Origin of the sequence: Streptomyces atratus (assembly GCF_900119365.1) — a bacterium.
GTDB classification, from domain to species: Bacteria; Actinomycetota; Actinomycetes; order Streptomycetales; family Streptomycetaceae; genus Streptomyces; species Streptomyces atratus_B.
The window spans coordinates 216,703-242,682 of record NZ_FPJO01000004.1 but is presented as its reverse complement, the minus strand read 5'-3'; the positions used below and the strand labels follow the sequence as shown (position 1 = coordinate 242,682).

General features: G+C 70.5%; 19 protein-coding genes. 5 read left to right on the top strand and 14 right to left on the bottom strand.

Features of this window, described 5'->3' with window-relative positions; all coding sequences use genetic code 11:
• The first annotated feature begins 190 nt into the window (after positions 1–190).
• Complete coding sequence (locus BT364_RS10000) at positions 191–1,327, top strand: aminoglycoside phosphotransferase family protein (RefSeq protein WP_072484776.1); 1,137 nt, start codon at positions 191–193, stop codon at positions 1,325–1,327.
• Positions 1,328–1,396: 69 nt separating this feature from the next.
• On the opposite strand, the gene BT364_RS09995 is transcribed toward BT364_RS10000, so the two are convergent.
• From BT364_RS09995 to BT364_RS09970, 6 genes are read right to left on the bottom strand one after another with little or no spacing between them, the layout of a single operon-like run.
• Positions 1,397–4,492, bottom strand: a complete 3,096-nt coding sequence (locus BT364_RS09995) for a ThuA domain-containing protein (protein ID WP_371268550.1) — start codon at positions 4,490–4,492, stop codon at positions 1,397–1,399.
• Between the two features lie 56 nt (positions 4,493–4,548).
• On the bottom strand, positions 4,549–5,448 hold the full coding sequence (locus tag BT364_RS09990; RefSeq protein WP_072484774.1) for a sugar phosphate isomerase/epimerase family protein: 900 nt from the start codon (positions 5,446–5,448) through the stop codon (positions 4,549–4,551).
• Positions 5,445–6,659 carry an ABC transporter substrate-binding protein gene (locus BT364_RS09985; RefSeq protein WP_072484773.1) on the bottom strand — a complete coding sequence of 405 codons (1,215 nt, stop codon included), beginning with the start codon at positions 6,657–6,659 and terminating at the stop codon, positions 5,445–5,447. The genes BT364_RS09990 and BT364_RS09985 overlap by 4 nt, the downstream gene beginning before the upstream one ends.
• Positions 6,656–7,663, bottom strand: a complete 1,008-nt coding sequence (locus BT364_RS09980) for an ABC transporter permease (RefSeq protein WP_072484772.1) — start codon at positions 7,661–7,663, stop codon at positions 6,656–6,658. The genes BT364_RS09985 and BT364_RS09980 overlap by 4 nt, the downstream gene beginning before the upstream one ends.
• Positions 7,660–8,676, bottom strand: coding sequence for an ABC transporter permease (locus tag BT364_RS09975; protein ID WP_072484771.1), 1,017 nt, complete (start codon positions 8,674–8,676; stop codon positions 7,660–7,662). Before BT364_RS09975 ends, BT364_RS09980 begins: the two co-directional genes overlap by 4 nt.
• Positions 8,673–10,160 (bottom strand): sugar ABC transporter ATP-binding protein, encoded by a 1,488-nt coding sequence (locus BT364_RS09970; RefSeq protein WP_072484770.1) that lies wholly within the window; start codon positions 10,158–10,160, stop codon positions 8,673–8,675. Before BT364_RS09970 ends, BT364_RS09975 begins: the two co-directional genes overlap by 4 nt.
• Positions 10,161–10,325: 165 nt before the next feature.
• Between BT364_RS09970 and BT364_RS09965 the strand changes: the two genes are divergently transcribed.
• Positions 10,326–11,513, top strand: a complete 1,188-nt coding sequence (locus BT364_RS09965; protein WP_072484769.1) for an ROK family transcriptional regulator — start codon at positions 10,326–10,328, stop codon at positions 11,511–11,513.
• 68 nt (positions 11,514–11,581) lie between these two features.
• On the opposite strand, the gene BT364_RS09960 is transcribed toward BT364_RS09965, so the two are convergent.
• Both BT364_RS09960 and BT364_RS09955 read right to left on the bottom strand, forming a co-directional pair.
• Positions 11,582–11,851, bottom strand: coding sequence for a hypothetical protein (locus BT364_RS09960; protein WP_072484768.1), 270 nt, complete (start codon positions 11,849–11,851; stop codon positions 11,582–11,584).
• A 68-nt stretch (positions 11,852–11,919) separates the two neighbouring features.
• Positions 11,920–13,251, bottom strand: a complete 1,332-nt coding sequence (locus BT364_RS09955; protein ID WP_072484767.1) for an N-acetylmuramoyl-L-alanine amidase — start codon at positions 13,249–13,251, stop codon at positions 11,920–11,922.
• 385 nt (positions 13,252–13,636) lie between these two features.
• Between BT364_RS09955 and BT364_RS09950 the strand changes: the two genes are divergently transcribed.
• Positions 13,637–15,850: a terpene synthase family protein gene (locus BT364_RS09950; protein ID WP_072484766.1), complete on the top strand. Its 2,214-nt coding sequence runs from the start codon at positions 13,637–13,639 to the stop codon at positions 15,848–15,850.
• Here the strand turns inward: BT364_RS09950 and BT364_RS09945 are convergent.
• The 6 genes from BT364_RS09945 to BT364_RS09920 all read right to left on the bottom strand — a co-directional run bounded on the left by BT364_RS09945 (position 15,826) and on the right by BT364_RS09920 (position 22,981).
• Positions 15,826–18,219: a glycoside hydrolase family 95 protein gene (locus tag BT364_RS09945; protein WP_079179374.1), complete on the bottom strand. Its 2,394-nt coding sequence runs from the start codon at positions 18,217–18,219 to the stop codon at positions 15,826–15,828. The genes BT364_RS09950 and BT364_RS09945 overlap by 25 nt on opposite strands.
• Before the next feature lie 146 nt (positions 18,220–18,365).
• Entirely contained in the window at positions 18,366–18,866 is a 501-nt protein-coding gene (locus tag BT364_RS09940) for a hypothetical protein (RefSeq protein WP_072484764.1), read from the bottom strand.
• Positions 18,867–19,005: 139 nt separating this feature from the next.
• The gene (locus BT364_RS09935) at positions 19,006–20,172 is read right to left on the bottom strand and encodes a thiolase domain-containing protein (protein WP_072484763.1); all 1,167 of its coding nucleotides are present in this window, start codon (positions 20,170–20,172) and stop codon (positions 19,006–19,008) included.
• Positions 20,165–21,217, bottom strand: a complete 1,053-nt coding sequence (locus BT364_RS09930) for a thiolase domain-containing protein (protein WP_072484762.1) — start codon at positions 21,215–21,217, stop codon at positions 20,165–20,167. The genes BT364_RS09935 and BT364_RS09930 overlap by 8 nt, the downstream gene beginning before the upstream one ends.
• Positions 21,218–22,165, bottom strand: a complete 948-nt coding sequence (locus BT364_RS09925) for a Zn-ribbon domain-containing OB-fold protein (protein ID WP_072484761.1) — start codon at positions 22,163–22,165, stop codon at positions 21,218–21,220.
• A 15-nt stretch (positions 22,166–22,180) separates the two neighbouring features.
• Positions 22,181–22,981, bottom strand: a complete 801-nt coding sequence (locus tag BT364_RS09920; protein ID WP_072484760.1) for a crotonase/enoyl-CoA hydratase family protein — start codon at positions 22,979–22,981, stop codon at positions 22,181–22,183.
• A gap of 167 nt (positions 22,982–23,148) precedes the next feature.
• Between BT364_RS09920 and BT364_RS09915 the strand changes: the two genes are divergently transcribed.
• Positions 23,149–24,777: an acyl-CoA synthetase gene (locus tag BT364_RS09915; protein ID WP_072484759.1), complete on the top strand. Its 1,629-nt coding sequence runs from the start codon at positions 23,149–23,151 to the stop codon at positions 24,775–24,777.
• A 135-nt stretch (positions 24,778–24,912) separates the two neighbouring features.
• The gene (locus tag BT364_RS09910; protein ID WP_072484758.1) at positions 24,913–25,980 is read left to right on the top strand and encodes a right-handed parallel beta-helix repeat-containing protein; all 1,068 of its coding nucleotides are present in this window, start codon (positions 24,913–24,915) and stop codon (positions 25,978–25,980) included.

The following is a 25,980-nucleotide window of genomic DNA, read 5'->3' as shown; positions in this document are numbered from 1 at the left end:
TGTCAGATGCCTTGCGACTATTCGCCAGGGTTCGCCAGGGTGCGCCACGTGGTCTGCCACCTGTCGATCGGTGTCAGGTAGGAAAGCGCCACCCCGCCCGGCAGCCCTAGGTACTCCCCAGGGTGCCGAACGGCCGCCGGCCGGGGCGGTGTACGCAACTTGTCGGCGCACGAAGGGATCTGTCTCGCCCATGTACACAGCATCGTCCTCCGTGACCGCCCCGTCCCGGCCGCTCCGTCCCCTGGGGGCGGGCGGCGGACCGTACCTCGCTCCGCATGCCGCCGCACCGGCGCCCGGCGCGGTCCGGCCGCGACGGCCCGCGGGCGGTCTGGCCGGTCCCCCGCTCAGCGGCCGGCTGGACCTGTCGGGAGCGCAGGGCGCGCAGCTGAGAATGGCGATCGCCTCGGTGCACCGGATCTGCCCCGAGTTCAACCCGGTTCAGGTGCTGCGCCGCAGCGGCCGTTCGGTGCTGCTCGTCGGCTCCACCGGCCGCGCGACCGCGGTCGCCAAGTGTTTACTGGACCACTCCCCCGCGTGGTCGGAGCGGTTCCAGCACGAAATAGCTGCATATCGTGCGTTCGTCCGGCACCGTCCGCCGGTACGCGTGCCGCGGCTCATCGCGGCCGACCCGGAGAACTGCACACTGGTGATCGAGCGGATGCCCGGCCGGGTGGCCGCGTTGACCCGGCATCCGTCGGAGGCTCCGCCCCGTGCCGATGTACGGGCAGCGCTGGGCGCGATCAGCCGGGTCAACGCCTGGCGGCCCGCGCCGGGGCTCTTCGACGCTCCGCTCGACTATGCCTCACGGATCGCCCGCTATCACGAGCTGGGGCTCTTCACCGACCGGGATCTGGGCGATCTGCAGAAGCTGCTGCACGGTGTGGCGCACGCGGGCGGCCGGCAGGGCATGGGGCAGTTCTGTCACGGTGACGCGCTGCTCTCCAACATCCTGCTGTCGCCCACGGGTCCGGTGCTGGTGGACTGGGAGCACGCGGGCTGGTACCTGCCCGGCTACGACCTGGCTACGCTCTGGACGGTGCTCGGTGACGCACCGGCGGCGCGGCGTCAGATCAGTCAGCTGGCGCAGGCCTCCGGGCCCGCGGCGAGGGATGCGTTCCTGGTGAACCTGATGCTGGTGCTGACCCGCGAGATCCGTACGTACGAGACGGCCGTGCAGCGGGCCATGCGCGATTCGGCGTCGGGCGCCGGTCAGGATCGCCCGGGTGCGCTGTCGTCGAGCGAGGAGCAGCGGCTGCTGCTGCGCCGGCTGCACGACGACTGCGCGATGGCCCGCAGGGCCGTGCGTGCCGCGGTCGGCACTCGCTGACCCTGCCAGGGGGGTGCGCGCTGCGGGCCCGGTGCCGACACACCGGGCCCGCAGCGCGCCGGTCTGCTGTCAGGGACTCCTGAAGTCGACCGCGTCCACGTCGAAGGAGTTGTCCTGCGGGGACGTGAAGACGAGGTAGAGCTTGTGGGTTCCCTTCAGTTCCTGGACGGGCACGGGCGGGGTCGCCTGGTAGTTGTCCCAGCCTCCCGTATCGGGGACCGGTGTGGTGGCGAGGAGCCCGCCGTCGGGGGCGTCGGCGCGCAGTTCGATCGCGCCGACCCCGTTGGGTGAGGACAGTCGGTAGCCGACCGTGCCGATGCCCTCGACGCTCATCGGGTCGAAGGCGACCCAGTCGCCGTCAGAGACGTCTCCGATCCGCTTGCCGTTCTCGGCTCCTTCCTGGGCGACGATCCGGGTGCCGGACTGTGCGTCGTAGTACTCCGCCTGCTTGTGCTTGGGCTGGAGCACGGCGCGGCCGTAGCCGGTCAGGGCGGAGACGCCGTCGCCGCCCCGGTCGGTGTACTTGGCGTTGAGTACGTAGGTGAGGTCCGCACCTTCGGGGTGGCCGCCCAGGTCACCGGTGTCCACGGTGCCCTCGCAGCCGGGGACGTCGGTGGTGGGGTGCTCGTGGTCGTCGTGGCCCAGGGCCGGGTTGACGGTGACCTCGGAGCAGTCGACCGGGCCGTCCTCGGGATCGGTGACCGTGACCTTGTACGGGATCTTGTCGCCGAACTCGATGAGTTTGCCGCTGACCGGGAATTCGATGGTCACCCTCGGTGCCGTGTTGCCCGCCGTGACGGGGATGTTGGCGTAGCCGGACCTGCCGGTGGAGTCGGTGACCTTCAGCTGGGCGGCGAAGTCGCCCTTGGTCGTGTAGGTGTGGCTGGGGTCGGCCTCGGTGGAGTCGTAGGTGCCATCGCCGTCGAAGTCCCAGGCGTAGCTGAGGGTGTCGCCGTCCGGGTCGTTGCTGCCCTGGCTGGAGAAGTCGACCTTCAGCGGGACGGGCCCGTCGGTGGCTGAGGCGGCGGCCTTGGCGACCGGTGCGCGCTGGCCCTGTGCGTAGTCGATGCGGTAGAGCCCGGAGTCATTGTTGCCGCCGCCGAAGGAGCTGCCCCATTCGAGGACGTAGAGCGAGCCGTCGGGCCCGAACGTCATGTCCATGGGCTTGTTGAATTTCTGGGTGGAGAGGAAGTCATTGATCTTCAGGACCTTCTGGTCCTTGTCGAAGCGGACTTCCTTGACGAAGTCGCGCGACCATTCGTAGAAGAAGCTTGCGCCCTCGAAGTAGGCGGGGAACTTCGTGGTGGACGGGTTCTTCCTGTCGTAGTGGTAGACGGGGCCGCTCATCGGGGCCGAGCCGCCGCTGCCGACCTCGGGGAATTCCTCGGACGCGCCGTAGCCGTACCAGATCTCCGGCTGCTGGATCGGCGGGAGCTGGGTCAGACCGGTGTTGTTGGGCGAGGGGTTGACCGGGTTGGCGCAGTCGAACTTGGGGCCGACCTCCTTGGTGTCCGGGTTGTACGGGGCGTATGCCTGGTTGTTGCCGTGGCAGAACGGCCAGCCGAAGTTGCCGGCCTTCTTGATGACGTTGTACTCGACGAGTCCTTCGGGCCCCCGGTCGGTGGTGGGCAGTCCGCGGTCGGGGCCGTAGTCGGAGGCGTGGACGTAGCCGGTCCTCGGGTCGACGGTGAAGCGGAAGGGGTTGCGGAAGCCCATGGCGTAGATCTCGGGGCGGGTCTTGGCGGTTCCCGGTGCGAAGAGGTTGCCCTTGGGGATGGTGTAGCCGCCGGAGTCCTTGGGCTTGATGCGCAGGATCTTGCCGCGCAGGTCGTCGGTGTTGCCCGCGGTGCGGGCGGCGTCCAGCATCTGCTTGCCCTCGCGCCAGTCGAGCGGGGCGTATCCCTGCCAGTTCGGGTCGAGGTTGGGCGGGGTGTCGTCGCCGACGCCGAGGTAGAGGGTGCGGTCGGGGCCGAACTCGACGGCGCCTCCGGTGTGTCCGGGCTCGGGGAAGGTGCGGTCGCGGTAGGCGGGGACGTCCAGGAGCTTCTTCTCGCTCGCGCGGTCGAGGGTGTTGCCCTTGACCGTGAAGCGGGAGAGCCGGTTGACGTCCTCGGTGGCGGCCGCGGGAGCGTAGTAGAGGTAGATCCAGTGGTTCTTCATGAAGTCCGGGTCGAGTTCCATGCCGACCAGGCCGTCCTCGCCGCCGGTGTAGACGTCGAGCTTCCCGGCGGTGGTGGTGGCGTGGGTCGCCGGGTCGTAGATGTTGATCTCGCCGCTGCGCTGGACGTAGAAGACCCGTCCGTCCTTGGCCACGTCGAGTTCCATCGGGTCGGCGGTGTTGTCGTCGAGAGCGACCTTCTCGTAGCCGCTCCAGACGGTGCCGCCGCAGTCGCCGGGCTTGTTGCCCGCGGCCCACCTGACGCCGCCCATGACATGGGTGCGGAAGGCGGCTTCGCTGTACGAGGCGGTGTCGTGGCCCATGGCGGTCGCCCAGACCCGGCCGCCCTCGGTGTTGCGGCACCAGGAGATCGGGTGGTCGGCGCCCATGGCGGAGCCGCCGGGGTTGTACGTGGTCTCGTCGGCGGTGACCAGGACGTGGACGTCGCCGCGGGGGTTCCGGTCGAAGTTGTACCACTCCTCGGGGCGCTCCCAGCGTTCGGGGAGTCCCGCGGTGGAGGGGTGGACGCGGTCGGCGACCTTGGCGGTGCCCTGGAGGACGCCGGGTGAGTGGGCGGGCATGTGGACGCCGCCGTTGATGGCCTCGTCCCACCAGGGGAAGGTGTCCTCGATGCCCATGTCGAGGGTGTTGTGGATGGCTACGACGCCACCACCGCCGCGTACGTAGGCCTGCATCGCCTCGCGCTGGGCGTCGGTGTCCCAGACCATGCCGGAGTTCTGCAGCATGACGACGATGTCGAAGTCCTTGAGCTTCGTGGTGTCGAAGACCGCGGGGTCGGCGGTCTCGACGAGTTCGAAGCCGCCCGCGGCGGCCTCCTCCTTGAACATCTGGACGCCGGCCGGGATGGAGGCGTGCACATAGCCGACGGCGCGGGTGAAGAGCAGGGCGCGGAAGGCGGGGGCCTTGCCGGTGGTGGCTGCGGATGCGGGCAGTGCGGTCAGCGCGAGGAGCAGTGCGCCCACCAGCGCGATGAACGTACGCCGCATGTCACGGACATGACAGCGCAATCGGTGACGGCTCACGAGCGGGTCCTCTCTGCGGGTTACGGGCGTGCGGGGTCAGGGGGTGGTCCAGGGGCAGCGCTCAGGGTGCGGCGCAGAAAGGCCAGGCCGTCGGTCGCGATGCTGTCCTGGGTACCGGCGAGCGGCCGCCAGACCGAGGCGGCGACCGCGATGGCGTCGTTGTGCGCGGTGAACGACTCGATGCAGAGCGGGCCCCAGTAACCGCTCGCGGTGAGCGCGGTGAGGAAGCCGGGCCAGTCGAGACTGTCGGCGCCGGGGGTGCCCCGGTCGTTGGCGCACACCTGGACATGGACGATGCGGCCGGCCGCGCGGTGCACGGCGTCGGGCAGCGAGCGTTCCTCGATGTTCTGGTGGTACACGTCGAGCGCGAGGCCGATGGTGGTACCGGGGAGGCCGGCCAGCGCTTCGAGGGTCTGGTCGACGGTGTTGAGCAGGCTCGTCTCGTACCGGTTGAGGGGTTCCACGGCCAGGCGCACCCCCGCCGCGCGGGCGTGCGCGACGACCGGGGCGAGGTTCTCCCGCAACTCCTCGTACGCGGCGGCGCGTTCGGCGCGGTCCATCCGCCAGGTGCGGCCCACCGCCGCGTACATGGGTCCGGCGACGGTGGGGGCGCCGAGAGCCCCGGCGGCTTCGACGCAGCGGCACAGGTAGTCCTGGGTGACCCGGACAGTCCGCGGATCGGTGCGGACGAGGTCGCGGCCGGGCGGCATGACGGCGATCACCGCGGCGGGGGCCAGACCCGAGGCGTCGAGGAGCTTGGCGACGGACGCGGGCGCCCAGTCCCGTTCGTTCTCCAGCGGGATCTCGACGCAGTCGAAGCCCCATGCGGACAGCCGGGGCAGGACGTCGCCGAGTGTTTCGTACGTCACCGGCGAGTGCCAGATCCACGGATTGGCACCGAGCGGGAAGGCGGCGGTCACTTCTTGCCTCCCCACTTCTCCGGGAATCCGGGCAGGTTCTCGCAGCCGCACATCGCGTAGTGCAGGGGCGGCATACCGGGCCTGTAGTACTGGTCGAGGGTGTCCTGGGTGACGGTGGGCTGCGGGAGCTTCCACTCCTTCGGGACCTGCGCCCCTTTGAGGATCCGCAGCGCGGCGATGACCGGGGTGCGCCACTGGAAGGTGGGGTACGAGGGGGCGATGGCGGTGAGCTTCTTCTCCTTCCAGACCTGGAGGAAGTCCTGCTGGTCCTCGCCGGTGATGGGCGGTACGTCCTTGCCGGCGTCCTCGAAGGCCTCGACGGCGGCGACGGAGGTCGCTCCGGAGTCCATCCAGACGCCGTCGATGTCGCCGTTGCGGGTGAGGGCGTCGGTGACGATCGCCTTCGTCTTCGCCGGGTCGCCGTCGGTGAACTTCACGTCCACGACGTCGAGTCCGCTCCTGTCGAACGCGAGCTTCGCCGCCGACCAGCGGGTCTCCAGCACATCGACGCCCGGGGAGATCCGCAGGGCGAGGATCTTCCCCTTGGGCTTCACCTTCCCGACGAGGAAGTCGGCGGCGACCGCCCCGTATCCGTAGCCGCCGACCGGGTTGATGAAGGTGACGGCGCAGTCGGTCTCGACACCGCGGTCGAAGACGATCACGGGCACCTTTCCGCAGGCCTGCCCGACGGCGGGGGTGAGGGTGGCCGTGGTGTTCGGGGAGACGATCAGGGCGTCGCAGTCCTGGCCGGCGAGTTCCTGGATGTCGGAGATCTGCTTGTCGTCCTTGCCCTGCGCGTCGAGCACGGTGAACTCGGTGATCTCCTTGTGGAGCGCGGCCTCGGCCCGCATGTTCTGCAGGCCGACCTGGCGCCAGGGGTTGAAGACCCCGGCGTTGGAGAAGCAGAGACGGATTCCGCCGCCGTCCTTCTTCCGGTACTGGGTGGTGTCGACGAGCTTCGGGCGGAGCATCTGCTCCCACGGTTTCCCGGCGGGGCCCTGCGGGGCGACCTCGGCGAGGCCGAGCTGGCGCTCGTACTCGGCCCGGTCGAAGAACTTCGACTGCTCGCCGGTGCCCGGGGCGCCCGTGCTGCCGCTCGCTCCGGCGGCGGGCGCTTCGGGCGGCGCGTCGCTCGTGCAGCCGGCCAGCAGCGCCGCGCCCAGCAGTGCGGCAACCGGCACGAGGAGGTGTCCGAACTTTCGCGTACTCATGAGGTTTTCGCTCCCGGGGATTCGGTGCCGCGGCGGCGCAGCCTGGACCAGTCGGCTGCTCCGAGGGCGACGGCGGCGATGACGATGACGCCTTGCACGGTCGACTCCAGGGCTCCGGAGACGCCCTGGAGGTTGAGCAGGGTGAACAGTGCCTGGAGCGAGAACGCCCCGGCCATCGCCGCGACGACGGAGCCCCGGCCGCCGCCGAGCACCACGCCGCCCAGCACGACGGCCGTGATCGCCTCGAACTCGTAGCCCCGGCCCGCCTGCGCCGAGACTCCGGAGAAGCCGCCGACGAGTACGGCCGCGAGCGCGGCCGCGCCGCCGGAGAGCACGAAGGCGATGGTCCGGGCGCGCGCGACCCGGACCCCGGCCAGGGCCGCGGCGCGTTCGCTGTCGCCGGTGGCGAGAAGCGTGCGGCCGAAGTCGGAACGCATCAGGCGTACGGCCAGGAGCCCCGCGACGACGCAGGCGAGCACGGCCCACGGCAGCCAGCCGAACACGGTACCGCGTCCGAGCCTGCGGAACTCCGGGGGCAGCGCGCCGTGCGGGGAGCCTCCGGTCCAGAAGAAGACGGCGCCTTCGAGGATCAGCATCATGCCGAGCGTGGTGATGAACGACGGCACGCGCAGCAGGGTGGTGATCAGCCCACTGACGAGACCGGCGAGGGCTCCGGCGAGCAGCAGGACAGCGGTGACCAGCGGCCAGGGCGCGGCCGGGAACGAGCCGTACAGTTCTGCGGTGACGACCACCCCGGCGGTGACGATCGCTCCGACGGAGAGGTCGAACTCGCCGCAGACGATGACCAGGTACTGGCCGGCCGCGAGGATCACGAGGGGTGCGGCGCGCTTGACGAAGGAGAGGAGGCGGTCGGGTTCGTAGAAGCCCGGGTCGGTGAGGGCGAGTGCGGCCAGGAGTACCGCGAGCAGGAGGTAGACGGGGGTGCCGGTGGTGAGGGCACACAGGACACGGCGGGCGGCGGGCGCCTGGGCGGCGGTGGTCATGCGGTCCTCCCCTGCGGGGTGCGGCGGCCCCGCGCGTAGAGGGCGACGGCCGCGATGATGACGACGCCGCGGACGACGTTCTTGAAGAACGGGTCCACGGACAGCTGGTTGAAGACGCTGTCGAGCACGGCGAGGACGAGGACTCCGCCGAGGGTGCCCGCCACTCCCCCGCGCCCGCCGGCGAGCGCGGTGCCGCCGAGGACGACGGCGGCGATCGACTCCAGGTCGTAGCGGGCCTCCGTGCCCGCCCAGGGAGCCCCGGCGCCGAGCCGCGCGGCGAGGAACAGGGCCGCGGCGCCGACGCAGAGCGAGCACAGGAGGTGTGCGGTGACGACGGTGCGCCGGGTGCGTACGCCGGAGAGCCGCGCGGCGTGCTCGTCGCCGCCGGTCGCGTACATGTGGTGGCCGAGCCGGGTGCGGCGGGTGATCAGCCAGAGGACTGCGGCGACCGCGAGAAGGAGGAAGAGGGAGACGGGGACCGGTCCGATCCGGTCGTAGCCGAGGTGCTGGAAGGAGGCGGGGACCTTGCCGGCGGGGCCGGTGTAGTTGTCCTCGATCCAGCCGCGCAGGATGAAGGCCGTGCCGAGGGTGGCGATGAAGGCGTTGACCTTGAGCCCGGTGACGATCAGCCCGTTGGCGAGGCCGACGGCGGCGCAGAGGGCGAGGACGGCGACGACCGCGACGAACACGCTGCCGCTCTCCATCGTCTCCGCGGCGACGAGGGTGCCCAGGCTGATGAGGTAGGCGACGGACAGGTCCAGCGATCCGCTGAGGACGACCACGGACTGGCCGACGGCCACGAGACCGAGGGCGACGCAGTTCTGGAGGATCGTGACCACGTTGGTCACGGTCAGAAAGTCCCCGCCGCGGGCCGCGACTGCGATCCAGCCGAGCACGGTGACGGCGAGGGCGGCGAGCCAGACCCCGGCCACGGGGCCGGTGGGACGCGGCCGGGCCGGCCGCGGTGCGTCGGTGCCGGGCCGGGCGCCCGAGTCGGGCCGCAGTGCGGTCATGCTGCTCCCTCCCGTGCGCGGTCGCCGCCGGTGGCGACGCGCATGACGGCCTCTTCCGTGGCACCCGCGGGCAGTTCACCGGCGAGCCGGCCTTCGGACATGACGAGGATGCGGTCGCTCATGCCGATCAGCTCGGGCAGTTCGGAGGAGATGATCAGTACGGCGAGGCCCTCGCGCGCCAGTTCCCGCACGAGGGTGTGGATGGCCGCCTTGGCGCCGACGTCGACGCCCCGGGTCGGCTCGTCGAAGAGGAGCACCCGGGGGCGGGCGGCGAGCCACTTGGCGATGACGACCTTCTGCTGATTGCCGCCGGACAGGTACTGGACCTGCTGGTCGGCGCCGCGGGCGTGGAGGCGTACGCGTTCCAGCAGGGCGATCACCTCGCGGCGGACGGCCGGCCCGCCGCGTGCGGGGACGGCGCGGGTCACGAGCAGCGCGTTGTCGGTCACCGACTGGTGCAGTGCGAGTCCCTCCCCCTTGCGGTCCTCGGTGACCAGGGCGATCCCGGCCCGGACGGCTTCCCGGGGGCGAGCCGGGCGCAGTTCTTCCCCGCCGACGGTCATGGTGCCCGTGGTGAAGGGATCGGCTCCGAAGAGGGCGCGGGCGAGGCAGGTGCGGCCGGAGCCCTGGAGACCGGCGACGCCGACGACCTCGCCGGCCCGCAGGGTCAGATCGATGCCAAAGATCCGGGAGTTGCCGCCGCCGCGTACCGTGAGCCGTACCTCTCCCGGCTCTTGCGGCCCGGCCCTGGGCGGGTAGTAGGCGCCGAGTTCCCGTCCGACCATGGCGCGTACCACCGTGTCGGCGTCGGTGTCGCGGGTGGTGAGGGTGGTGACGCGGCGGCCGTCCTTGAGGACGGTGATGCGTCGTGAGAGGTCGAAGACCTCGCGGAGCCGGTGCGAGACGTAGAGGATGCCCAGTCCGCGGGCCGTGAGACGGCGGACCAGGGCGCAGAGCCGCTCGACCTCGTGGTCGGCAAGTGCGGCGGTGGGTTCGTCCATCACGAGGATGCGGACGTCGGATGCGAGGGCCTTGACGATCTCCACGGTCTGCCTGCGTGCGACGGAGAGTTCGTGCACGGGGGTCCGCGGGGTGATGCCGGTCTCGTCGAGCTCGGCGAGGAGCTCGGCGGTGCGCCGCTCCATGGTGCGCCGGTCGACGAGTCCGTACCGGGTCGGTTCGCGGCCGAGGAAGACGTTCTCGGCGACCGTGCGGTGCTCCAGGAGGGCGAACTCCTGGTGGATGATGCCGATCCCGGCGGCCTGGGCCTGGGCCGGGTGGCTGAAGGAGTGGGCGGTGCCGTCGATGGTGAGGGTTCCCGCGTCGGGTGAGTGCTCGCCCGCGAGGATCTTCATCAGTGTCGACTTTCCCGCGCCGTTCTCCCCCACCAGGGCATGCACTTCCCCGGCTTCGAGGTCGAGCCCCACCCCTTCGAGCACACGCACCCCGAGAAAGCTCTTGGACACACCCTGCATCGTCAGCATCGAACTGCTCCTCGCTCAGTGGTCTGCAGAGCAGAGTCGTGACAGGCATTGGGAGTGTCAAGGTCTCAAACACCTTTGTTCTGAGGTGACTTGACTGCCACTTATGCCGATGAACGAACAGTGGATGCCTTGTGAGCAGCGAAAGTCGTCCCTAGGGTGACAGCCATGTCTTCGCCGTCGGATCGCAATTCCGCTGCCGCATCGCACTCGCCGGGCGAGGTGCTCGCACTGATCGGCTCCGGGGCTGTGACGACCCGGGCCGATATCGCCCGGGTCACCAGAATGGCCCGTTCGACGGTCTCCCAGCGTGTGGACGCCCTGATCGCGCACGGTCTCGTGGACGAGGACGCCGACGGCGGTTCCACCGGCGGCCGGCCGCCGCGACGGCTGGCGCTGCGCACCCGTGAGCACGCGGTGGCCGGGGTGGATCTGGGGGCCTCGCACTGCCGGGTGGCACTGATGGACATCGGCGGGACCACGCTCGCCACGCACGAGGAACCGCTGTCGATCGGGGACGGCCCGGATTCCGTACTGCGGCACGTGGAGCGCACCCTGCGCGCCCTGCTGGAGGAGACACACCGGGAGCCGGGGACGCTGCGGTGCATCGGCGTCGGGGTGCCGGGTCCGGTGGAGTTCTCCACCGGCCGTCCCGTCGATCCGCCGATCATGCCGGGCTGGCACCGGTACCCGATCCCGGAGTTCTTCGCCTCCCGGTTCGGGGTGCGGGCGCTCGTGGACAACGATGTGAACGTGATGGCGCTGGGCGAGCAGCGGCGCGCGTTCCCCGACTGCCGCTATCTGCTGTACATCAAGGTCGGTACGGGGATCGGCTGCGGGATCGTCGCCGACGGCGAGCTGCACCGGGGGGCGCAGGGGTGCGCGGGCGACATCGGCCACATCCGGGTCGCCGATCTCGACGATCCGTGCCGATGCGGCAATGCGGGCTGCCTGGAGGCGGTCGCGGGTGGCGCGTCACTGGCGGCGAAGCTGGTCGCTCTGGGGCTGGACGCGGCATCGGGCAGCGATGTGGTGCGGCTGGTGCAGTCCGGGAACCGGGACGCGGTGCGGATGGTGCGGGAGGCCGGGCGGGCGGTCGGCGAGGTACTGGCGGGGCTGGTGAATTTCTTCAACCCGGACACGGTGGTGATGGGCGGCGCGCTGGCCGCCGTTCATGACCAGTTGCTCGCGGGGGTGCGGGAGGCGGTGTACCGGCGTTCGCATCCGCTGGCCACCCAGCTGCTGCGGATCGAGCCGAGCCGTACGGGCGAGAACGCGGCGGCGGTGGGTGCAGGGATCCTCGCCATCGAGCACGCCCTGTCTCCCGAGCAGGTGAACCGGCTGGTCGCGGGCTGAGCGCGAGTGCCCCCGCGCACGGGCGGTGTGCGCGGGGGCACTGGTCACGACGGCACTTGGCCGTGCGGTTACGCGGGAGTCATCAAGTCCCACCGGGCCTCGAACAGTACGCACCGGTACTGCGCCCAGCTCCCGTCGGCGACGCCCGCGTCCCCGGCGGCGACGCACTCCTGCTGGGTGTCGAACGAGCCGGAGACGTCCCAGCCCTGCGCCCCGGTCTCGGAAGCGGCGGCGGCCGAGGCCGTCGCGACGGTGGCGACGGCTCCGGCGCCGGTGAGTGCGAGCGCCATGGCAAGGCCCGTGGCCGCGGTGGCGGCGGTCCTGATCGGCTTGTGCATGAAGGCCTCCTTCTGGTTGTACGGATACCCGGCATTTCCGCCGCCGCTGCGACGATCGCGGCAAGGGCTCAGCGCGTGCGGACGATGTCCACGTCGGACGCCTTCACGAAGGCGATCCGGTGGCCGATCTGCACCGTCACGTACTTCTCCTTGCCACGGAAGTACGCGTGGTCGAGCGGGTACGAGGAGTCGATCGTCGGCGCGTAGAAGAAGCCGGTCGGCGCCTCGCCGCCGCCGGGGTAGGACTGGCCGGCCTTGATCGTGTACTGGAGTGGCGCGCCCACCCGCTTGTCCGAGAAGTCCGCGGGGTACTCGGACTTCTCGGGGTACGCGACCCCGTACACCGGCACGTCCGTGCGGCCCGCCTTCGGCCTGACGACATAGCCGGAAGTGGGTGTGGTGTTGCGGCTGCGGGCCGGGGTCTGGAACCAGGCCTTCTGGCCGTACCACCAGATCGCAGTCCAGCCGGGGGCGTGGTCCGCGACGACGGCCTGCTGGGTGGCGCTGATCTTGCTGCCCCAGTCTGCGGCGCAGTTCGTGCCGGGCGAGCCGTCGGTGTGCAGGCCGGGGTCGGAGAAGAGGGGCGCGTCGGTGGACGGCGCGGTGTGCAGCGGGACGGCGCTGGAGCCCTGGACCGGCAGGTCGACGCCCTTCTCGCAGTCGCGGAACGCCTGCTGGTTCTTCTTGAAGTCCGGGCTGACGGTGATCAGTTCGCTGCTCCTGGAAGCGCTCGGCACGGTGGGCTCGCCGAGCAGCGCCATGAAGCGGTTCCAGTCCCAGTAGGTGCCCGGGTCCCAGTGCATGTTCTTGGCGCCGGACGCGCTGGTGGGCGGCACTCCGTCGTGGCCGATGATGTGCTGGCGGTCGAGCGGTATGTCGTACTTGGCCGCGAGGTAGCGCACCAGCTTGGCGGTCGAGCGGTACATCTCGGGGGTGTACCACTTGGCGCCCTCGACGGCGACGCCCTCCTGCTCGATGCCGATGGAGTGGCTGTTGACGTACCAGTTGCCCGCCTGCCAGGCGACGTCCTTGCCCTTGACCATCTGGGTGACATGACCGTCGGACGAGCGCACCACGTAGTGGGCGGAGGTCTGCTTCAGCGGGTTCTGGAAGATCTTCAGGGTGGTGTCGAAGTCTTCCTCGGTGTCGTGCAGAACAATGAATCTGATCTTGTTGGTGTGCGGCCGGTCCGCGGTGTCGTAGTTCCCGTACGTCTCCTTGTCGGCCGGGTCGCCCGTCTGCTGGTAGGCCGCCGGCACCCAGTCGCATGCGAGGCTGCGCGGGCATTCCGGCCGCACCCCTTCCGCGCCGGCCTGCGCCGCGGGACTGAGCAGCGCCATGCTCAGTGCGCCGACGCCTGTCAACGCGAGTGCGAGTCCGGTCCTCTGCTTGGACGTCATGACAACCCTTCTTGGAGCCGTGCGTGATGGAGCCGTGCGTGATCCGATCCCACTGTTCCGCTGTGCGCGCACACTCTCCGACCTGAGATGACAGCACGTCAAGGGATCCGTGGAGGTCGCGGATCGAACCAGTGGACCAGACCACTGGCGGGGTGTCCGACCTGCGACGGAAAGATTCAACCGGTCTTCCACGACGGCTTGTTGCCGGGGTCTCGCGCTCGGATCGGAGGACACCGGGCCCGTGCCGGGACGCCCCTCACGAGCGCGCCTTTTATGTGACTAATCCCGGATGTGCGTGCCCCGAACGGCCGAAGGGTAGTGCTCGCGCCGACACGATCTCGTCCGTGCGACATCCGCACGGCGATCCAGGAAAGGCCGGACGCACATGGCTCAGCCCTTCACCCTGCCGGACTTCTACGTTCCGTATCCGGCACGGCTCAACCCCCATGTCGAGGAGGCCCGAGTACACACCAAGCAGTGGGCGCGCAGCATAGGGATGGTGGAGGGTTCTGGCATCTGGGAGGAGAAGGACATCGACTCCCACGACTACGCGCTGCTGTGTGCGTACACCCATCCCGACTGCTCGGCCGAGGCGCTCTCGCTGGTCACCGACTGGTACGTGTGGGTCTTCTTCTTCGACGACCACTTCCTGGAGCTCTTCAAACGCAACCCCGACCGTGCGGGCGCCAAGCGCTATCTGGACCGGTTGCCGGCGTTCATGCCGATGGACCGCGGGGCCCCGATGCCGGAGCCGACGAACCCGGTCGAGGCGGGGCTGGCCGATCTGTGGACGCGTACGGTGCCGAGCATGTCCGACGCCTGGCGGGCCAGGTTCGCCGTGGCGACGGAGAACCTGCTCAACGAGTCGATGTGGGAGCTCTCCAACATCAACGAGGGGCGCATCGCCAACCCCGTCGAGTACATCGAGATGCGCCGCAAGGTGGGCGGCGCCCCGTGGTCGGCGGGTCTCGTGGAGTACGCGGCGGACGCCGAGGTCCCCGAGGCGGTGGCCGGCGAGCGTGCGCTGCGGGTGCTGCGCGACGCCTTCTCCGACGGGGTGCATCTGCGCAACGACCTCTTCTCGTACCAGCGGGAGGTCGAGGACGAGGGCGAGAACAGCAACGGTGTGCTGGTGCTGGAGCACTTCCTCGGCTGCAGCACGCAGGAGGCCGCCGACGCGGTGAACGACCTGCTGACGTCCCGGCTCCAGCAGTTCGAGAACACCGCGCTCACCGAACTCGGGCCGCTCTGCGCGCAGAAGGGGCTCGACCCCGCCCGGACCGCGGCGGTTCTCGCATACGTCAAGGGCTTGCAGGACTGGCAGTCCGGCGGCCATGAGTGGCACATGCGCTCCAGCCGCTACATGAACGACGGCGCGGTCGAAGCGGCCACGACCGGCTTCGGCATGGCCGCGGCCTCGGTCCGGTTCACCTCGCGCTCGGAGGCGGCCCGGCTGCGCAGCCACACCCATGTGCCGTACCAGCGCGTCGGCCCGTCGCTGCTGCCCGACTTCGAGCTGCCCTTCGGCACGACGCTCAGTCCGCATCTGGACGGGGCGCGGGTACGGATCGTCGACTGGGCGGGCCGGATGGGCATTCTGGAGGCGCAGCCGGGGGTGCCCGGTTCGCACATCTGGGACGAGGAGCGGCTCCTCGCGACCGATCTGCCGCTGTGCGCGGCGGGCCTGCACCCGGACGCGACACCGCAGGAACTGGACCTCTCCTCGCAGTGGCTGACCTGGGGAACGTACGGCGACGACTGGTTCCCGGTGGTGCACGGCCGGGCCCGCGACCTGGCGGGGGCCAAGCTCGCCAATGAGCGGCTGTCGCTGTTCATGCCCCTGGACGGGTCCGGGACGCCCGAACCGGTCAATGCCCTGGAGCGGGGGCTCGCCGATCTCTGGGCGCGGACCTCGGCCCCGATGGACGCGAGCGGACGCAGCGCGTTCCGCAAGGCGGTCGAGGACATGACCGCGAGCTGGGTGTGGGAGCTGGCGAACCAGGTGCAGAACCGCATCCCCGACCCGGTGGACTACGTCGAGATGCGGCGTATGACCTTCGGCTCCGATCTGACGATGAGCCTGTGCCGGCTCGGTCATGGCAGGAAGGTTCCACCGGAGATCTACCACAGCGGGCCGCTGCGCTCCCTGGAGAACGCGGCGGCGGACTACGCGTGCCTGCTCAACGACCTGTTCTCATACCAGAAGGAGATCGAGTTCGAGGGCGAGGTGCACAACGGCGTCCTGGTCGTGCAGAACTTCTTCGGAGTGGACTATCCGACCGGGGTGGCGATCGTGTACGACCTGATGAAGTCGCGGCTGAGGCAGTTCCTGCATGTCGCCGAGCAGGAACTCCCCGTGCTCTACGACGACTTCGGGCTGGACGCGGAGGCGAGGGAGGTCCTGGCCGGGTACGTGCAGGAGCTCAAGCACTGGATCGCGGGCATCCTGATCTGGCACCGGGACTGCCGGCGCTACCGCGAGCAGGACCTGCTGCGCGGCACCGGAACCCCGTGGCACATCAGCGGTCCCACGGGGCTCGGTGTCTCGGCGGCGCGGGTGACCGCGCTGTTCGCTCAGCCCTCGGCGATCAGCGTGTAGCGGCCTCCGGCACGCGCCTTGAAGACCTTCTCGCCGCTCGCGAACAGCGAGCTGCGGACGGTCACTTCGCGGCTGCGGCTCGCCGTGATCACCACACGGCGGGCCTGCCCGGCAGCCCATTCGATGTCGACGGTGAAGCCTCCCCGGGCGCGCAGTCCGCGCACCGATCCGTCCGGCCAGCCCGACGGGAGGGCGGGGAGGATGTCGACGGTGCCGTGCTGGCTCTGCAGAAGCATTTCGGCGATGCCCGAGGTGGCGCCGAAGTTGCCGTCGATCTGGAAGGGCGGGTGGGTGTCCCAGAGGTTGGGCAGGGTGGAGTTCTTCAGCTGTTCGGCGAGCATCCTGTGCGCGTGGTCGCCGTCGCGCAGCCGCGCCCAGAAGTTGATCTTCCATGCCTTGGACCAGCCGGTACCGCCGTCGCCGCGTGCGCCGAGGGAGACCTTGGCCGCCTCGGCCCACTCGCTGCCGGGCTCGATCTGCCGCCCGGGGTGCAGGGCGAAGAGGTGCGAGACATGGCGGTGGTCGTCGCCCGGGTCGTCGCGGTCGGCCTTCCACTCCTGGAGCTGGCCCCAGGAGCCGATCCGCAGCCCGGGGTCGAGCCGGTCGAGGGCGTTCTCCAGCCGGCTGCGGAAGGCGGGTGCGTCACCGAGGATGCGGGCGGCCTCCAGGGTGTTGGTGAGGAGGTCGTGCACGATCTGCTGGGACATCGCGGCACCGGCGGTGAAGTCACCGTGCTCCGGAGAGTAGCTGGGGGTGACGACGAGCAGTCCGTCGCGCGGGTCGGTGCGCAGATTGGCCAGCCAGAACTCGGCCGCCTCCTTCATCGCCGGGTAGGCGGTGGAGCGCAGGTAGCCGGTGGAGCCGCCGAACCGGTAGTGCTCGTACATCTGCTGGGTGAGCCAGGCGGCGGCCTCCGGGAACCAGAACGCGGTGGACCAGTCGTGGACGCCGGTGAAGCCGTACGGGTTGGTCTCGTTGTGCACCACCCAGCCGGCGGTCCCGAACATCTCCTTCGCCGTTCTGCGGCCGGGGGCACGCATCGCTTCGATGTACCGGTCGTACGGTGCGGTGGTCTCGGCGAGGTTGGTGACCTCGGCGAGCCAGTAGTTCATCTGCAGATTGATGTTGCTGTGGTAGTCGGCGGACCAGGGCGGGGTGGTGGAGTTGTTCCAGACCCCCTGGAGGTTGGCGGGCAGCGAGCCGGCCCGCGAGGAGGCGATCAGCAGATAGCGGCCGTACTGGAAGAACAGCGCCTCCAGCGCCCGGTCGGCGGGGCTCGCACCAGCCGTGTAGCGGGCGAGCAGCTGGTCGGTGGGCAGGTCGGGCAGTTGCTGGCCGATGTCGAGGAAGACCCGGTCGAAGAGGGCGCGGTGGTCGCGTACGTGGGTGTCGCGGACCTTCTCGTAGGAGGTCCGGGCGGCTGCGTCCACGGCGGCGGTGACCGCCGGGTGCGGGTCGTCGCCCCGGTAGGAGGGGTAGCTGTCGGCGTAGTCGGTGCCCGCGGCGAGGGCGAACCAGGCGCTGTCGGCGCCGGTGACGGTGAGGGTGCCGTCCGCGCCCGCGGTGACGGTGCCGCCGCTGGTCAGGACGCGGATCTGGGCCTCGAAGCGCAGCCCGTTGTCCTTCAGCGCGCCGCGCACGGTGAGCCGGTCCCCGTCGGCGGTGACGGTGCAGTCGCTGCGGGGTGAGGTGTAGCGCAGGGTGAAGGACACCTGCCCGGGGCTGTCGGCGCCGAGACGTCCGGCGATGACCCGGCCGGGGTGGGAGACAAAGAACTCCCTTGTGTGGCCCACCCCTTGATGGGTGTAGGTCACGGAGGCGAGGGCGCTGCGCAGATCGAGGGTGCGGCGGTAGGAGGCGTCGGGGGCGGCCGGTGCGTTGGGCAGATCCAGCCGCAGGTCGCCGAAGACCTGGTAGGCGCCGTAGCCGCGCCGGGCCTGCCCGAGTTCGGCGGCGACGGCGTCCGGACCGAGCGCGCCCTCGCTGTCGAGGCGTTGCTGTACGCCGGTGAGGGCGCCGGGTCTGGGTGCGGTCCAGTTCCCGAAGTCGTAGCCCTGGACGGAGCCGGGGCCGCCGGTCCACAGCGTCTTCTCGTTGAAGGTGAGCTGTTCGGAGGCGAGCGTCCCGTACACGCTCGCGCCGAGGGCACCGCCGCCGATGGGCAGCGACTCGCGTTCCCAGTTCGCGGCCGGCGCATCATACCGGAGGGTCGGTTCCGCTCGATTCTTCGCATGGGCGGCACTCCCCGATTCATCGGAGGTGCCGACGGCTGTCGCCGTACCGGAGAGGGCGGGAATTCCCAGCGCCAGAGCACCGGTTGCGCCGATCGCTGTTTTCACTGTGGTGCGTCGCGTGATCCCGGATGTCATGCGACCGACGGTAAAGGTCCGACGACTGACCGGACAAGGAGCATGACAAAGCGGCCTCTTGGACGGAGGCCGCGAGCACTTGGACAGATGTTGAGTCAGGGGGCCCGCAGCCGCCCGGGAGGTACGGACGGCCGGGGGAGACCGCTTCAGCCCTGCTGGAACAGCTCGGCGGGCAGGGGCTTCAGCAGGGTGTACAGATCGTCGGTGATCGGCCGGTCCCAGCTGGCGATGGTGACGAGCACACCGTCGCTGCGGTCGAACTGGACACAGGAGATCCGGCTCTCGGAGAGCTTGACCCGGCGGACGATCAGCAGGTTGTCGCCCTGCATCACGGGCATGTCCTCGGTGCCGGTGACCTCGACCGGCTCGTCGTTCTCCAGCGCGAGCAGCAGCTGGGCGACCTCGAACGGGACCTGCCCCTGCTCGGTCTCGCGGGCGGGCGATCCCTCCGGGAGGTTGCCGATGATCATCGCGGGGCCGCGGCCGCCGAACAGGTCGTAGCGGAGAAAGACGCCCTGACAGCTTCCGTCGGGCGCGGGCAGCAGACCGGCGCCGAGGTTTCCGGGCCAGTCTCCCGGGTCCATGGCCAGGACGTCGAAGTCGGGGCCCGCGGGTGTGGCGGCGCTACGGCGGCGGAGGAAGGACATGCAGCCATGTTACGTGTCCGGGCTCACGTTGCAGAGCCGGGTCCGCGCAGGCCAACGCGCCGCCGGGTGTCCGGGGCCGGACCGGGCGGTCCCGGACCGGGCGCGGGCGGGGCCCGAGGCGGTCCGGGACGGCCCGGCATCAGCGGGTGGGGGGCTCGGCGCCGACCAGCCACATGGAGAAGAACTGCGCCCCGCCCCCGTAGGCGTGGCCGAGCGCCTTCCGGGCCCCGGGCACCTGGTGCTCGCCCGCCTGCCCCCGGACCTGCAACGCGGCCTCGGCGAAGCGGATCATGCCGGAGGCGCCGATCGGATTGGTGGAGAGCACTCCGCCCGAGGGATTCACGGGCAGATCCCCGTCGAGTTCGGTGACGCCGGACTCGGTGAGCTTCCAGCCCTCGCCCTCGTCGGCGAAGCCGAGGTTCTCCAGCCACATCGGCTCGTACCAGGAGAACGGCACGTACATCTCCACGGCGTCGATCTCGCGTCGCGGGTCGCCGATGCCGGCCTGCCGGTACACGTCGGCGGCGCAGTCTCGGCCCGCCCGCGGCGAGACGAAGTCCTTCCCCGCGAAGAGCGTCGGCTCGCTGCGCATCGCGCCGCCGTGCACCCAGGCGGGCGGGTGCGGCGAACGGGCCGCTCCGGCACGGTCGGTGAGGATCATCGCGCAGGCCCCGTCGGAGGACGGGCAGGTCTCCGAGTAGCGGATCGGGTCCCAGAGCATGGGCGCCGAGCGGACCTTCTCCAGGGTGATGTCCGGGTCGTGGATGTGTGCGTACGGATTCTTGAGCGCGTTGCGACGGTCCTTGTACGCGACGAGGGAGCCGACCGAGTCGGGCGCGCCGGTGCGGCGCATGTACGCCCGCACGTGCGGGGCGAAGAAGCCGCCTGCTCCGGCCAGCAGCGGCTGCTGGAACGGGATGGGCAGCGAGAGCCCCCACATGGCGTTGGACTCGGACTGTTTCTCGAAGGCGAGCGTGAGGACGGTGCGGTGCACCCGCGCGGAGACCAGGTTGGCCGCGACCAGCGCGGTGGAGCCTCCGACGGACCCCGCGGTGTGCACCCGGAGCATCGGTTTGCCGACCGCGCCGAGGGCGTCGGCGAGATAGAGCTCCGGCATCATCAGGCCCTCGAAGAAGTCGGGTGCCTTGCCGATCACGACGGCGTCGATGTCCGCCCAGGTCAGTGCCGCGTCCTCCAGTGCGCGGACGGCGGCCTCGCGGACGAGTCCGGCGATGGAGACGTCCCGGCGCGCGGACACGTGTTTCGTCTGGCCGATGCCGACGACGGCCACGGGCTCCTCAGGCATGAGCGCTCTCCCCTTCGAGGACGGCGACCAGGTTCTGCTGCAGGCAGGGCCCGGAGGTGGCGTGGGCGAGCGCCCGGTCGGACTCGCCGCGGTGGATGCGGGCTGCGGCCTCGCCGAGGCGGATCAGCCCGGCGGCCATGACGGGGTTGGCGGCCAGCGCGCCGCCGGACGGGTTGACATTCACGCTGTCGTCGAGTCCGAGCGCCTTGCGCAGCACCACCTCCTGGGAGGTGAACGGGGCGTGCAACTCGGCTGTGTCCACCGGCCGTTCGAAGACTCCGGCGCGGGTCGCGGCGAGCCGGGTGGACGGTGATTCGGTCAGCTCCCGCACCCCGAGGCCGTGGGCCTCGACGCGGTGGTCGATGCCGCGGATCCAGGCGGGGCGGGGGCACAGAGCCCGTGCGGTGTCACCGGCGGCGAGGATCACGGCGGCGGCGCCGTCACCGACCGGCGGGCAGTCGCCGGTGCGCAGCGGTTGCACGACGTACTCGCCGGCCGGGACCGGTCCCTTGAGCTGGGCGTGCGGGTTGTCCGCCGCGGCGGCCCGGCTGCGGCGGGCGATCCCGGCGAGCGCGGCCTCGTCCGTGTCGCCCGCGTCGATCAGCGCGCGGGCCTGGAGGGCGGCGAGTGCGACGGAGTCCGGCCAGAGCGGGCCGGCGTAGTACGGGTCGAGCTGGCGGGTGAGGACGTCGCGCACCTCGCCGGGCGAGGACTTCCCGTAGGAGTAGACGAGCGCGGTGTCCGCCTGGCCGGTCTGGATCTTCACCCAGGCCTCGTACAGCGCCCAGGCTCCGTCCATCTCCACATGGGACTCGGAGATCGGCGGGTACGCGCCGACGCCGTCGAGCGCCATGGTGAAGGAGAAGGCGCGGCCCGCGAGGTAGTCGCTGGAGCCGGAGCAGGTGAAGCCGATGTCGCTGGTCCTGAGCCGGGTCGCGTCGAGGACCCGGTGCAGGACGGGCATCAGCATCTCGACTTCGGAGAGTTCGTCGGTCCGCCGCAGATGGTCCGTCTGCGCGAAGGCGACGATCGCCACGTCTCGCATCTAGACCAGCTCCTTGTACGCGTCGTAGTCGGCGTCGGGCTCACCGGTCGGCCGGTAGTGGTCGGGGTGCCGTCCGTCCTCGGTCCAGACGGGTTCGACGCGCAGGCCCATGCGCACCTGGTCGTACGGGATGCCGCCGATCCGCGCGTGCAGGGCGAGGTCCGCGCCGTCGAGCGCGATGTGCGCGTAGACGTAGGGGACTTCGATGTCGAGGTTCTTGGCCTTGATGTTGACGATGCAGAACGTGGTCACGGTGCCGCGCGGGCCGACCTCGACCTGTTCGGCAGTGGCGACCCCGCAGGTGGGGCAGGCACCGCGGGGCGGTACGTACACCTTGCGGCAGGAGGGGCAGCGCTCACCGACGATGCGCCGGCGGGAGAGCGCGTCGAGGTACGCGCTCTGGGCGCGGCCGGGAGTGTACCGGTAGTCGAGCCTGGTGGGGGTGACGATGCCGGTGACGGGGTTGGCGAACCGGCCGTCGTGCGGGGCTGGTTGCTGTCCGGTCTCCTCGCCGTCGTACGGCTCGAAGCAGGCGATGTCGGTGATCGCTCCGGTGCGCTCGGCGGCCCAGCGGATCCGGACCCGCATGCCGGTGCGCACGGCTTCGGGGCCGGGTGCGGCAAGGACGTGCAGCAGGGCGGTGTCGGCGCCGTCGAGCCGGACGAGGACCCAGGCGAAGGGGGCGTCCAGGGGCTGGCCGCGGCGCGGGGCGGGGTTCCAGGCCCAGGTGGTGACGGTGCCGGTGGCGGCGACCTCGGTCAGTTCGCGGATTTCCTCCGCGGTGACGGGGTCGTACTCGACCGGCGGAACGAGGATCTTCCCCCCGGCGGTGCGGACGCCGAGGACGGTGCGTTCGCGCAGTCCGGTGAGGAAGGCGCTCTGGACGGGTCCGAGGGAGCGGGTGAAGGGGAATTCGACCACCAGCGGGGCGCTGAGGGCTTCGGGCACGGTTGCCTCCTCGGCTCAGGCGCGCCGGTAGACGGGCGGGCGCTGCTCGGCGAAGGCGCGGGCGCCTTCCTTGGCGTCGTCGGTCGCGAAGACCGGCCAGCCGCGTTTCAGTTCGGCGGCCAGTCCCTCGGTCTCGGTCATCTCGGCGGTCTCGTACACGGATGCCTTGACGGCCTCGACGGCGAGCGGCCCGCAGGCGTTGATCCGCTCGGCGACGGCGAGGGCCTCCTCCAGGGCGGTGCCGTCGGGGACGACCCGGCCGATCAGTCCGATGCCCGCGGCCTCCGCGGCGCTGTACGGGCGTCCGGTGAGGAGCATTTCGAGTGCGTGCGTGCGTGCGATCTGGCGCGGCAGCCGGACTGTCGAGCCGCCGATGGGGAAGAGCCCGCGCCGCACCTCGAAGAGCCCGAAGGTGGCGCCCGCCCCGGCGATCCGGATGTCGGTGCCCTGGAGGATCTCGGTGCCGCCCGCGACACAGTGGCCCTCCACGGCGGCAATGACCGGTTTGCGGGGGCGGTGGTGGCGCAGCATCGCCTTCCAGTGCAGATCGGGGTCGGCGGTCATCCGGTCGCGGTACTGCTCGCCATCCATCCCCTTGCCCGCCAGGGCCTTGAGGTCCATGCCGGCGCAGAAGCAGCCGCCCGCGCCGGTCAGGACGACCGAGCGGATCGTGTCGTCCTCGTCCGCCGCCAGCCAGCCGTCGTACAGCCCGACCAGCATCGGCAGCGACAGGGCGTTCTTCGCCTCCGGTCTGTTCAGGGTGAGCACCAGTGTGGCGCCCTCGCGCCGCACGGCGAGGTGTTCCGTACCAGCCATTGTCCGCCTCCCATCCAAAGACCTAGAACAGGTTGCAGTAGGCGGTGGCCCAGTTCAATAGTTTTCTGACAGCTAGTCAGATTTCCTCGGCGGCACCTCTTCCCAGTTGCGCCTCCCGGCGCTCTAATGACCGCCGAGCCAGTCAGCTTCCGGGGTCAGGAGGAACGGTGGAGTACAACCTTGCCGACCTGTTCGAGTCGGTCGTCGACGCGGTCCCGGAACGCGAGGCGCTCGTCTACCTCGACCATCCCGGCACGGGAGCGGAGCGCCGGCTGACGTACGCGGAGCTGGACGCGGCGGCCAACCGCCTCGCCCACCACCTGATCGAGGCGGGCATCACCCCCGGCGAGCATCTGGGGCTGCACCTCTACAACGGGGTCGAGTACCTCCAGACCGTGCTGGCCTGCCTCAAGGCCCGGATCGTCCCGGTCAATGTGAACTACCGCTACGTGGAAGAGGAGTTGATCTACCTCTACCGCGACGCGGATCTGGCCGCGCTGGTCTTCGACGCCGAGTTCGACGAGCGGGTCGCGGCTGCCACGCCTAAGGCCCCGGGCCTGCGTCATCTGGTGCGGGTGGGCGCGCCGGAGGCGGGGGTCCGGGGCCCCGAGGCGGTCGCGTTCACCGATGCGGAGGCGGCCGGGAGCCCTGAACGCGGCTTCCCGCCGCGGTCGGCCGACGACCAGTTCATCATCTACACCGGCGGCACCACCGGAATGCCCAAGGGCGTGATGTGGCGCCAGGAGGACCTCTTCTTCTCCGGCCTGGGCGGCGGCGCGCCGACCGGTGAGCCGGTGAAGAGCCCTCAGGAACTGGCCGAGCGGGTCGCCGCGGGCGGCGACGGGATCACCTTCTTCCCCACTCCCCCGCTGATGCACGGCACCTCGACGCTCACCGCCTTCATCGGTTTCGACTTCGGGCAGCGGGTCGTGGTCCACCGCAAGTTCGTGCCCCAGGAAGTGCTCCGTACGATCGAGAAGGAGAAGGTCACCAGCGTTTCGCTGGTGGGCGACGCGATGCTGCGGCCGCTGATCGACGCGTTGAAGGGCCCACTGAAGGGCACCGACTGCTCGTCGCTGTTCTCCGTGTCCAGCTCGGGCGCGATCATGTCGGACTCGGTGCGCGCGGAGTTCCAGGAGCTGGTGCCGACGGTGATGCTGCTGAACAACTTCGGCTCGTCGGAGTCCGGTTTCAACGGCACGGCGACGGCCGACTCGGGCCCGGAGAAGGGGTTCCGGCTCCAGGTCAACTCCCGTACGGCGGTGGTCGATCCGGCGACGTACGAGCCGGTTGCCCCGGGTGAGCCGGGGCGGATCGCCCAGCGCGGACATGTGCCGCTCGGGTACTACAACGACCCCGGCAAGACCGCGGAGACCTTCTTCCGCCGCGGCGATGAGCGATGGGTCCTGCTCGGCGACATGGCGACGGTCGACGAGGACGGCATCGTCACGGTGCTCGGCCGCGGCTCGCAGTGCATCAACACCGGGGGCGAGAAGGTCTACCCCGAGGAGGTCGAGCAGGCACTGAAGGCCCATCCGGACGTGTACGACGTGCTGGTCGCCGCGGTGCCCGACGACCGGTGGGGCAACCGTGTCGCGGCGGTGGTGCAGCTGCGCGAGGGGGCGTCCGAACCCACGCTCGACGACCTCCAGGCCCACTGCCGGACCCGTCTGGCGGGCTACAAGATCCCCCGCCGGCTGGTGATCACCCGCCGGATCCAGCGCTCGCCGAGCGGCAAGGCCGACTACCGGTGGGCCCGCTCGGTCGTCGCACCCCGGCACGAACCCGGGGAATGAGGGCGGGCCCGGCCGCGCGGGCGGACCGGGCCCGGCCACCGGGCGGCGGGTCCCCGGTAAGCCATTCGGGCACGCTCCGAACCCATCCGCTCACCCTATGTGGCAACGGGGGGAGATCGACCATAGCTTCGGCTCATGAGGAAACGAAACATCAAGATCCTTGCCCCCGTCGCGCTCCTCTCGGCCGCGGGGTGCGGAATGTCCACGCCCGCCGCCTCGGCCACGGGCTCGCACGAAGTCCGTCCGGGCCAGTCGATCCAGAAGGCGGTGGACGCCGCCCAGCCGGGTGACACCGTCGTCGTACTGCCCGGCACCTACCGGGAGAGCGTCCTGGTCACCAAGCCCGGCCTGACCCTGCGCGGCTCCGGCAGCGGGACCGTGCTGCGGCCGGCCGAGCCGGGCGCGAAGGCCGCCGACGCCTGCGCGAAGGCCGGCAGCGGGATCTGCGTCCTGGGCAAGGCGGGCGGGACCGTGGACGGTGTGCGCATCGAGTCACTGACCCTCTCCGGCTTCAAGAAGAACGGCGTCTGGGCCTCCTGGACCGACCGGCTGACCGTCCGACGGGTGACCGCCGAGCACAACGGCGTCTGGGGCATCGCCCAGGAACGCTCCACCCGCGGTGCGTTCACGGACAACACCGCCCGTGCCAACGGCGACGCAGGCATCTTCGTCGCGAACACCGTGGACAAGGAGGGCGGTGCCACCGACACCCGGGGCACCGAGCTCCAGGGCAACACACTCACCGACAACCGGATCGGTTTCACCGCCAGGCGGGTGCGCAACCTGTCGGTCCACGGAAACAGGCTCACCGGCAACTGCACCGGTGTGTTCGTCGTGGGCGACGAGGGCAAGCCGCAGGCCGGAGCGATGACGGTCGAGTCCAACGAGATCACCGGCAACAACAAGTTCTGCTCCGCGACCGAACGGCTGTCGGCCCTCCAGGGCTCCGGCATCGTACTCACCGGCGCCGCGGACACCGTGGTGCGCGCCAATACGATCCGCGACAACTCCGGCGCCACGCCGATGTCCGGCGGTGTCGTCCTGTTCAAGAGCTTCGTGGGCACCAAGAACACCGGCAACACCATCAGCGGCAACGTCGTGCTCGGCAACAAGCCGGCCGACCTCGCCAATGGGGACACCGGTAAGGGCAACACGTTCACCGACAACGTCTGCGCCAAGTCCGCACCGGCCGGTATGTGCTGA

What these genes read in the sequence shown, in the direction of transcription:
- BT364_RS10000 (WP_072484776.1), top strand. Translation starts at nt 191, where the DNA reads ATGTACACAGCATCGTCCTCCGTGACCGCCCCGTCCCGGCCGCTCCGT.
- BT364_RS09995 (WP_371268550.1), bottom strand. Translation starts at nt 4,492, where the DNA reads ATGCGGCGTACGTTCATCGCGCTGGTGGGCGCACTGCTCCTCGCGCTG.
- BT364_RS09985 (WP_072484773.1), bottom strand. Translation starts at nt 6,659, where the DNA reads ATGAGTACGCGAAAGTTCGGACACCTCCTCGTGCCGGTTGCCGCACTG.
- BT364_RS09980 (WP_072484772.1), bottom strand. Translation starts at nt 7,663, where the DNA reads ATGACCACCGCCGCCCAGGCGCCCGCCGCCCGCCGTGTCCTGTGTGCC.
- BT364_RS09975 (WP_072484771.1), bottom strand. Translation starts at nt 8,676, where the DNA reads ATGACCGCACTGCGGCCCGACTCGGGCGCCCGGCCCGGCACCGACGCA.
- BT364_RS09970 (WP_072484770.1), bottom strand. Translation starts at nt 10,160, where the DNA reads ATGCTGACGATGCAGGGTGTGTCCAAGAGCTTTCTCGGGGTGCGTGTG.
- BT364_RS09965 (WP_072484769.1), top strand. Translation starts at nt 10,326, where the DNA reads ATGTCTTCGCCGTCGGATCGCAATTCCGCTGCCGCATCGCACTCGCCG.
- BT364_RS09960 (WP_072484768.1), bottom strand. Translation starts at nt 11,851, where the DNA reads ATGCACAAGCCGATCAGGACCGCCGCCACCGCGGCCACGGGCCTTGCC.
- BT364_RS09955 (WP_072484767.1), bottom strand. Translation starts at nt 13,251, where the DNA reads ATGACGTCCAAGCAGAGGACCGGACTCGCACTCGCGTTGACAGGCGTC.
- BT364_RS09950 (WP_072484766.1), top strand. Translation starts at nt 13,637, where the DNA reads ATGGCTCAGCCCTTCACCCTGCCGGACTTCTACGTTCCGTATCCGGCA.
- BT364_RS09945 (WP_079179374.1), bottom strand. Translation starts at nt 18,219, where the DNA reads ATGACATCCGGGATCACGCGACGCACCACAGTGAAAACAGCGATCGGC.
- BT364_RS09940 (WP_072484764.1), bottom strand. Translation starts at nt 18,866, where the DNA reads ATGTCCTTCCTCCGCCGCCGTAGCGCCGCCACACCCGCGGGCCCCGAC.
- BT364_RS09935 (WP_072484763.1), bottom strand. Translation starts at nt 20,172, where the DNA reads ATGCCTGAGGAGCCCGTGGCCGTCGTCGGCATCGGCCAGACGAAACAC.
- BT364_RS09930 (WP_072484762.1), bottom strand. Translation starts at nt 21,217, where the DNA reads ATGCGAGACGTGGCGATCGTCGCCTTCGCGCAGACGGACCATCTGCGG.
- BT364_RS09920 (WP_072484760.1), bottom strand. Translation starts at nt 22,981, where the DNA reads ATGGCTGGTACGGAACACCTCGCCGTGCGGCGCGAGGGCGCCACACTG.
- BT364_RS09910 (WP_072484758.1), top strand. Translation starts at nt 24,913, where the DNA reads ATGAGGAAACGAAACATCAAGATCCTTGCCCCCGTCGCGCTCCTCTCG.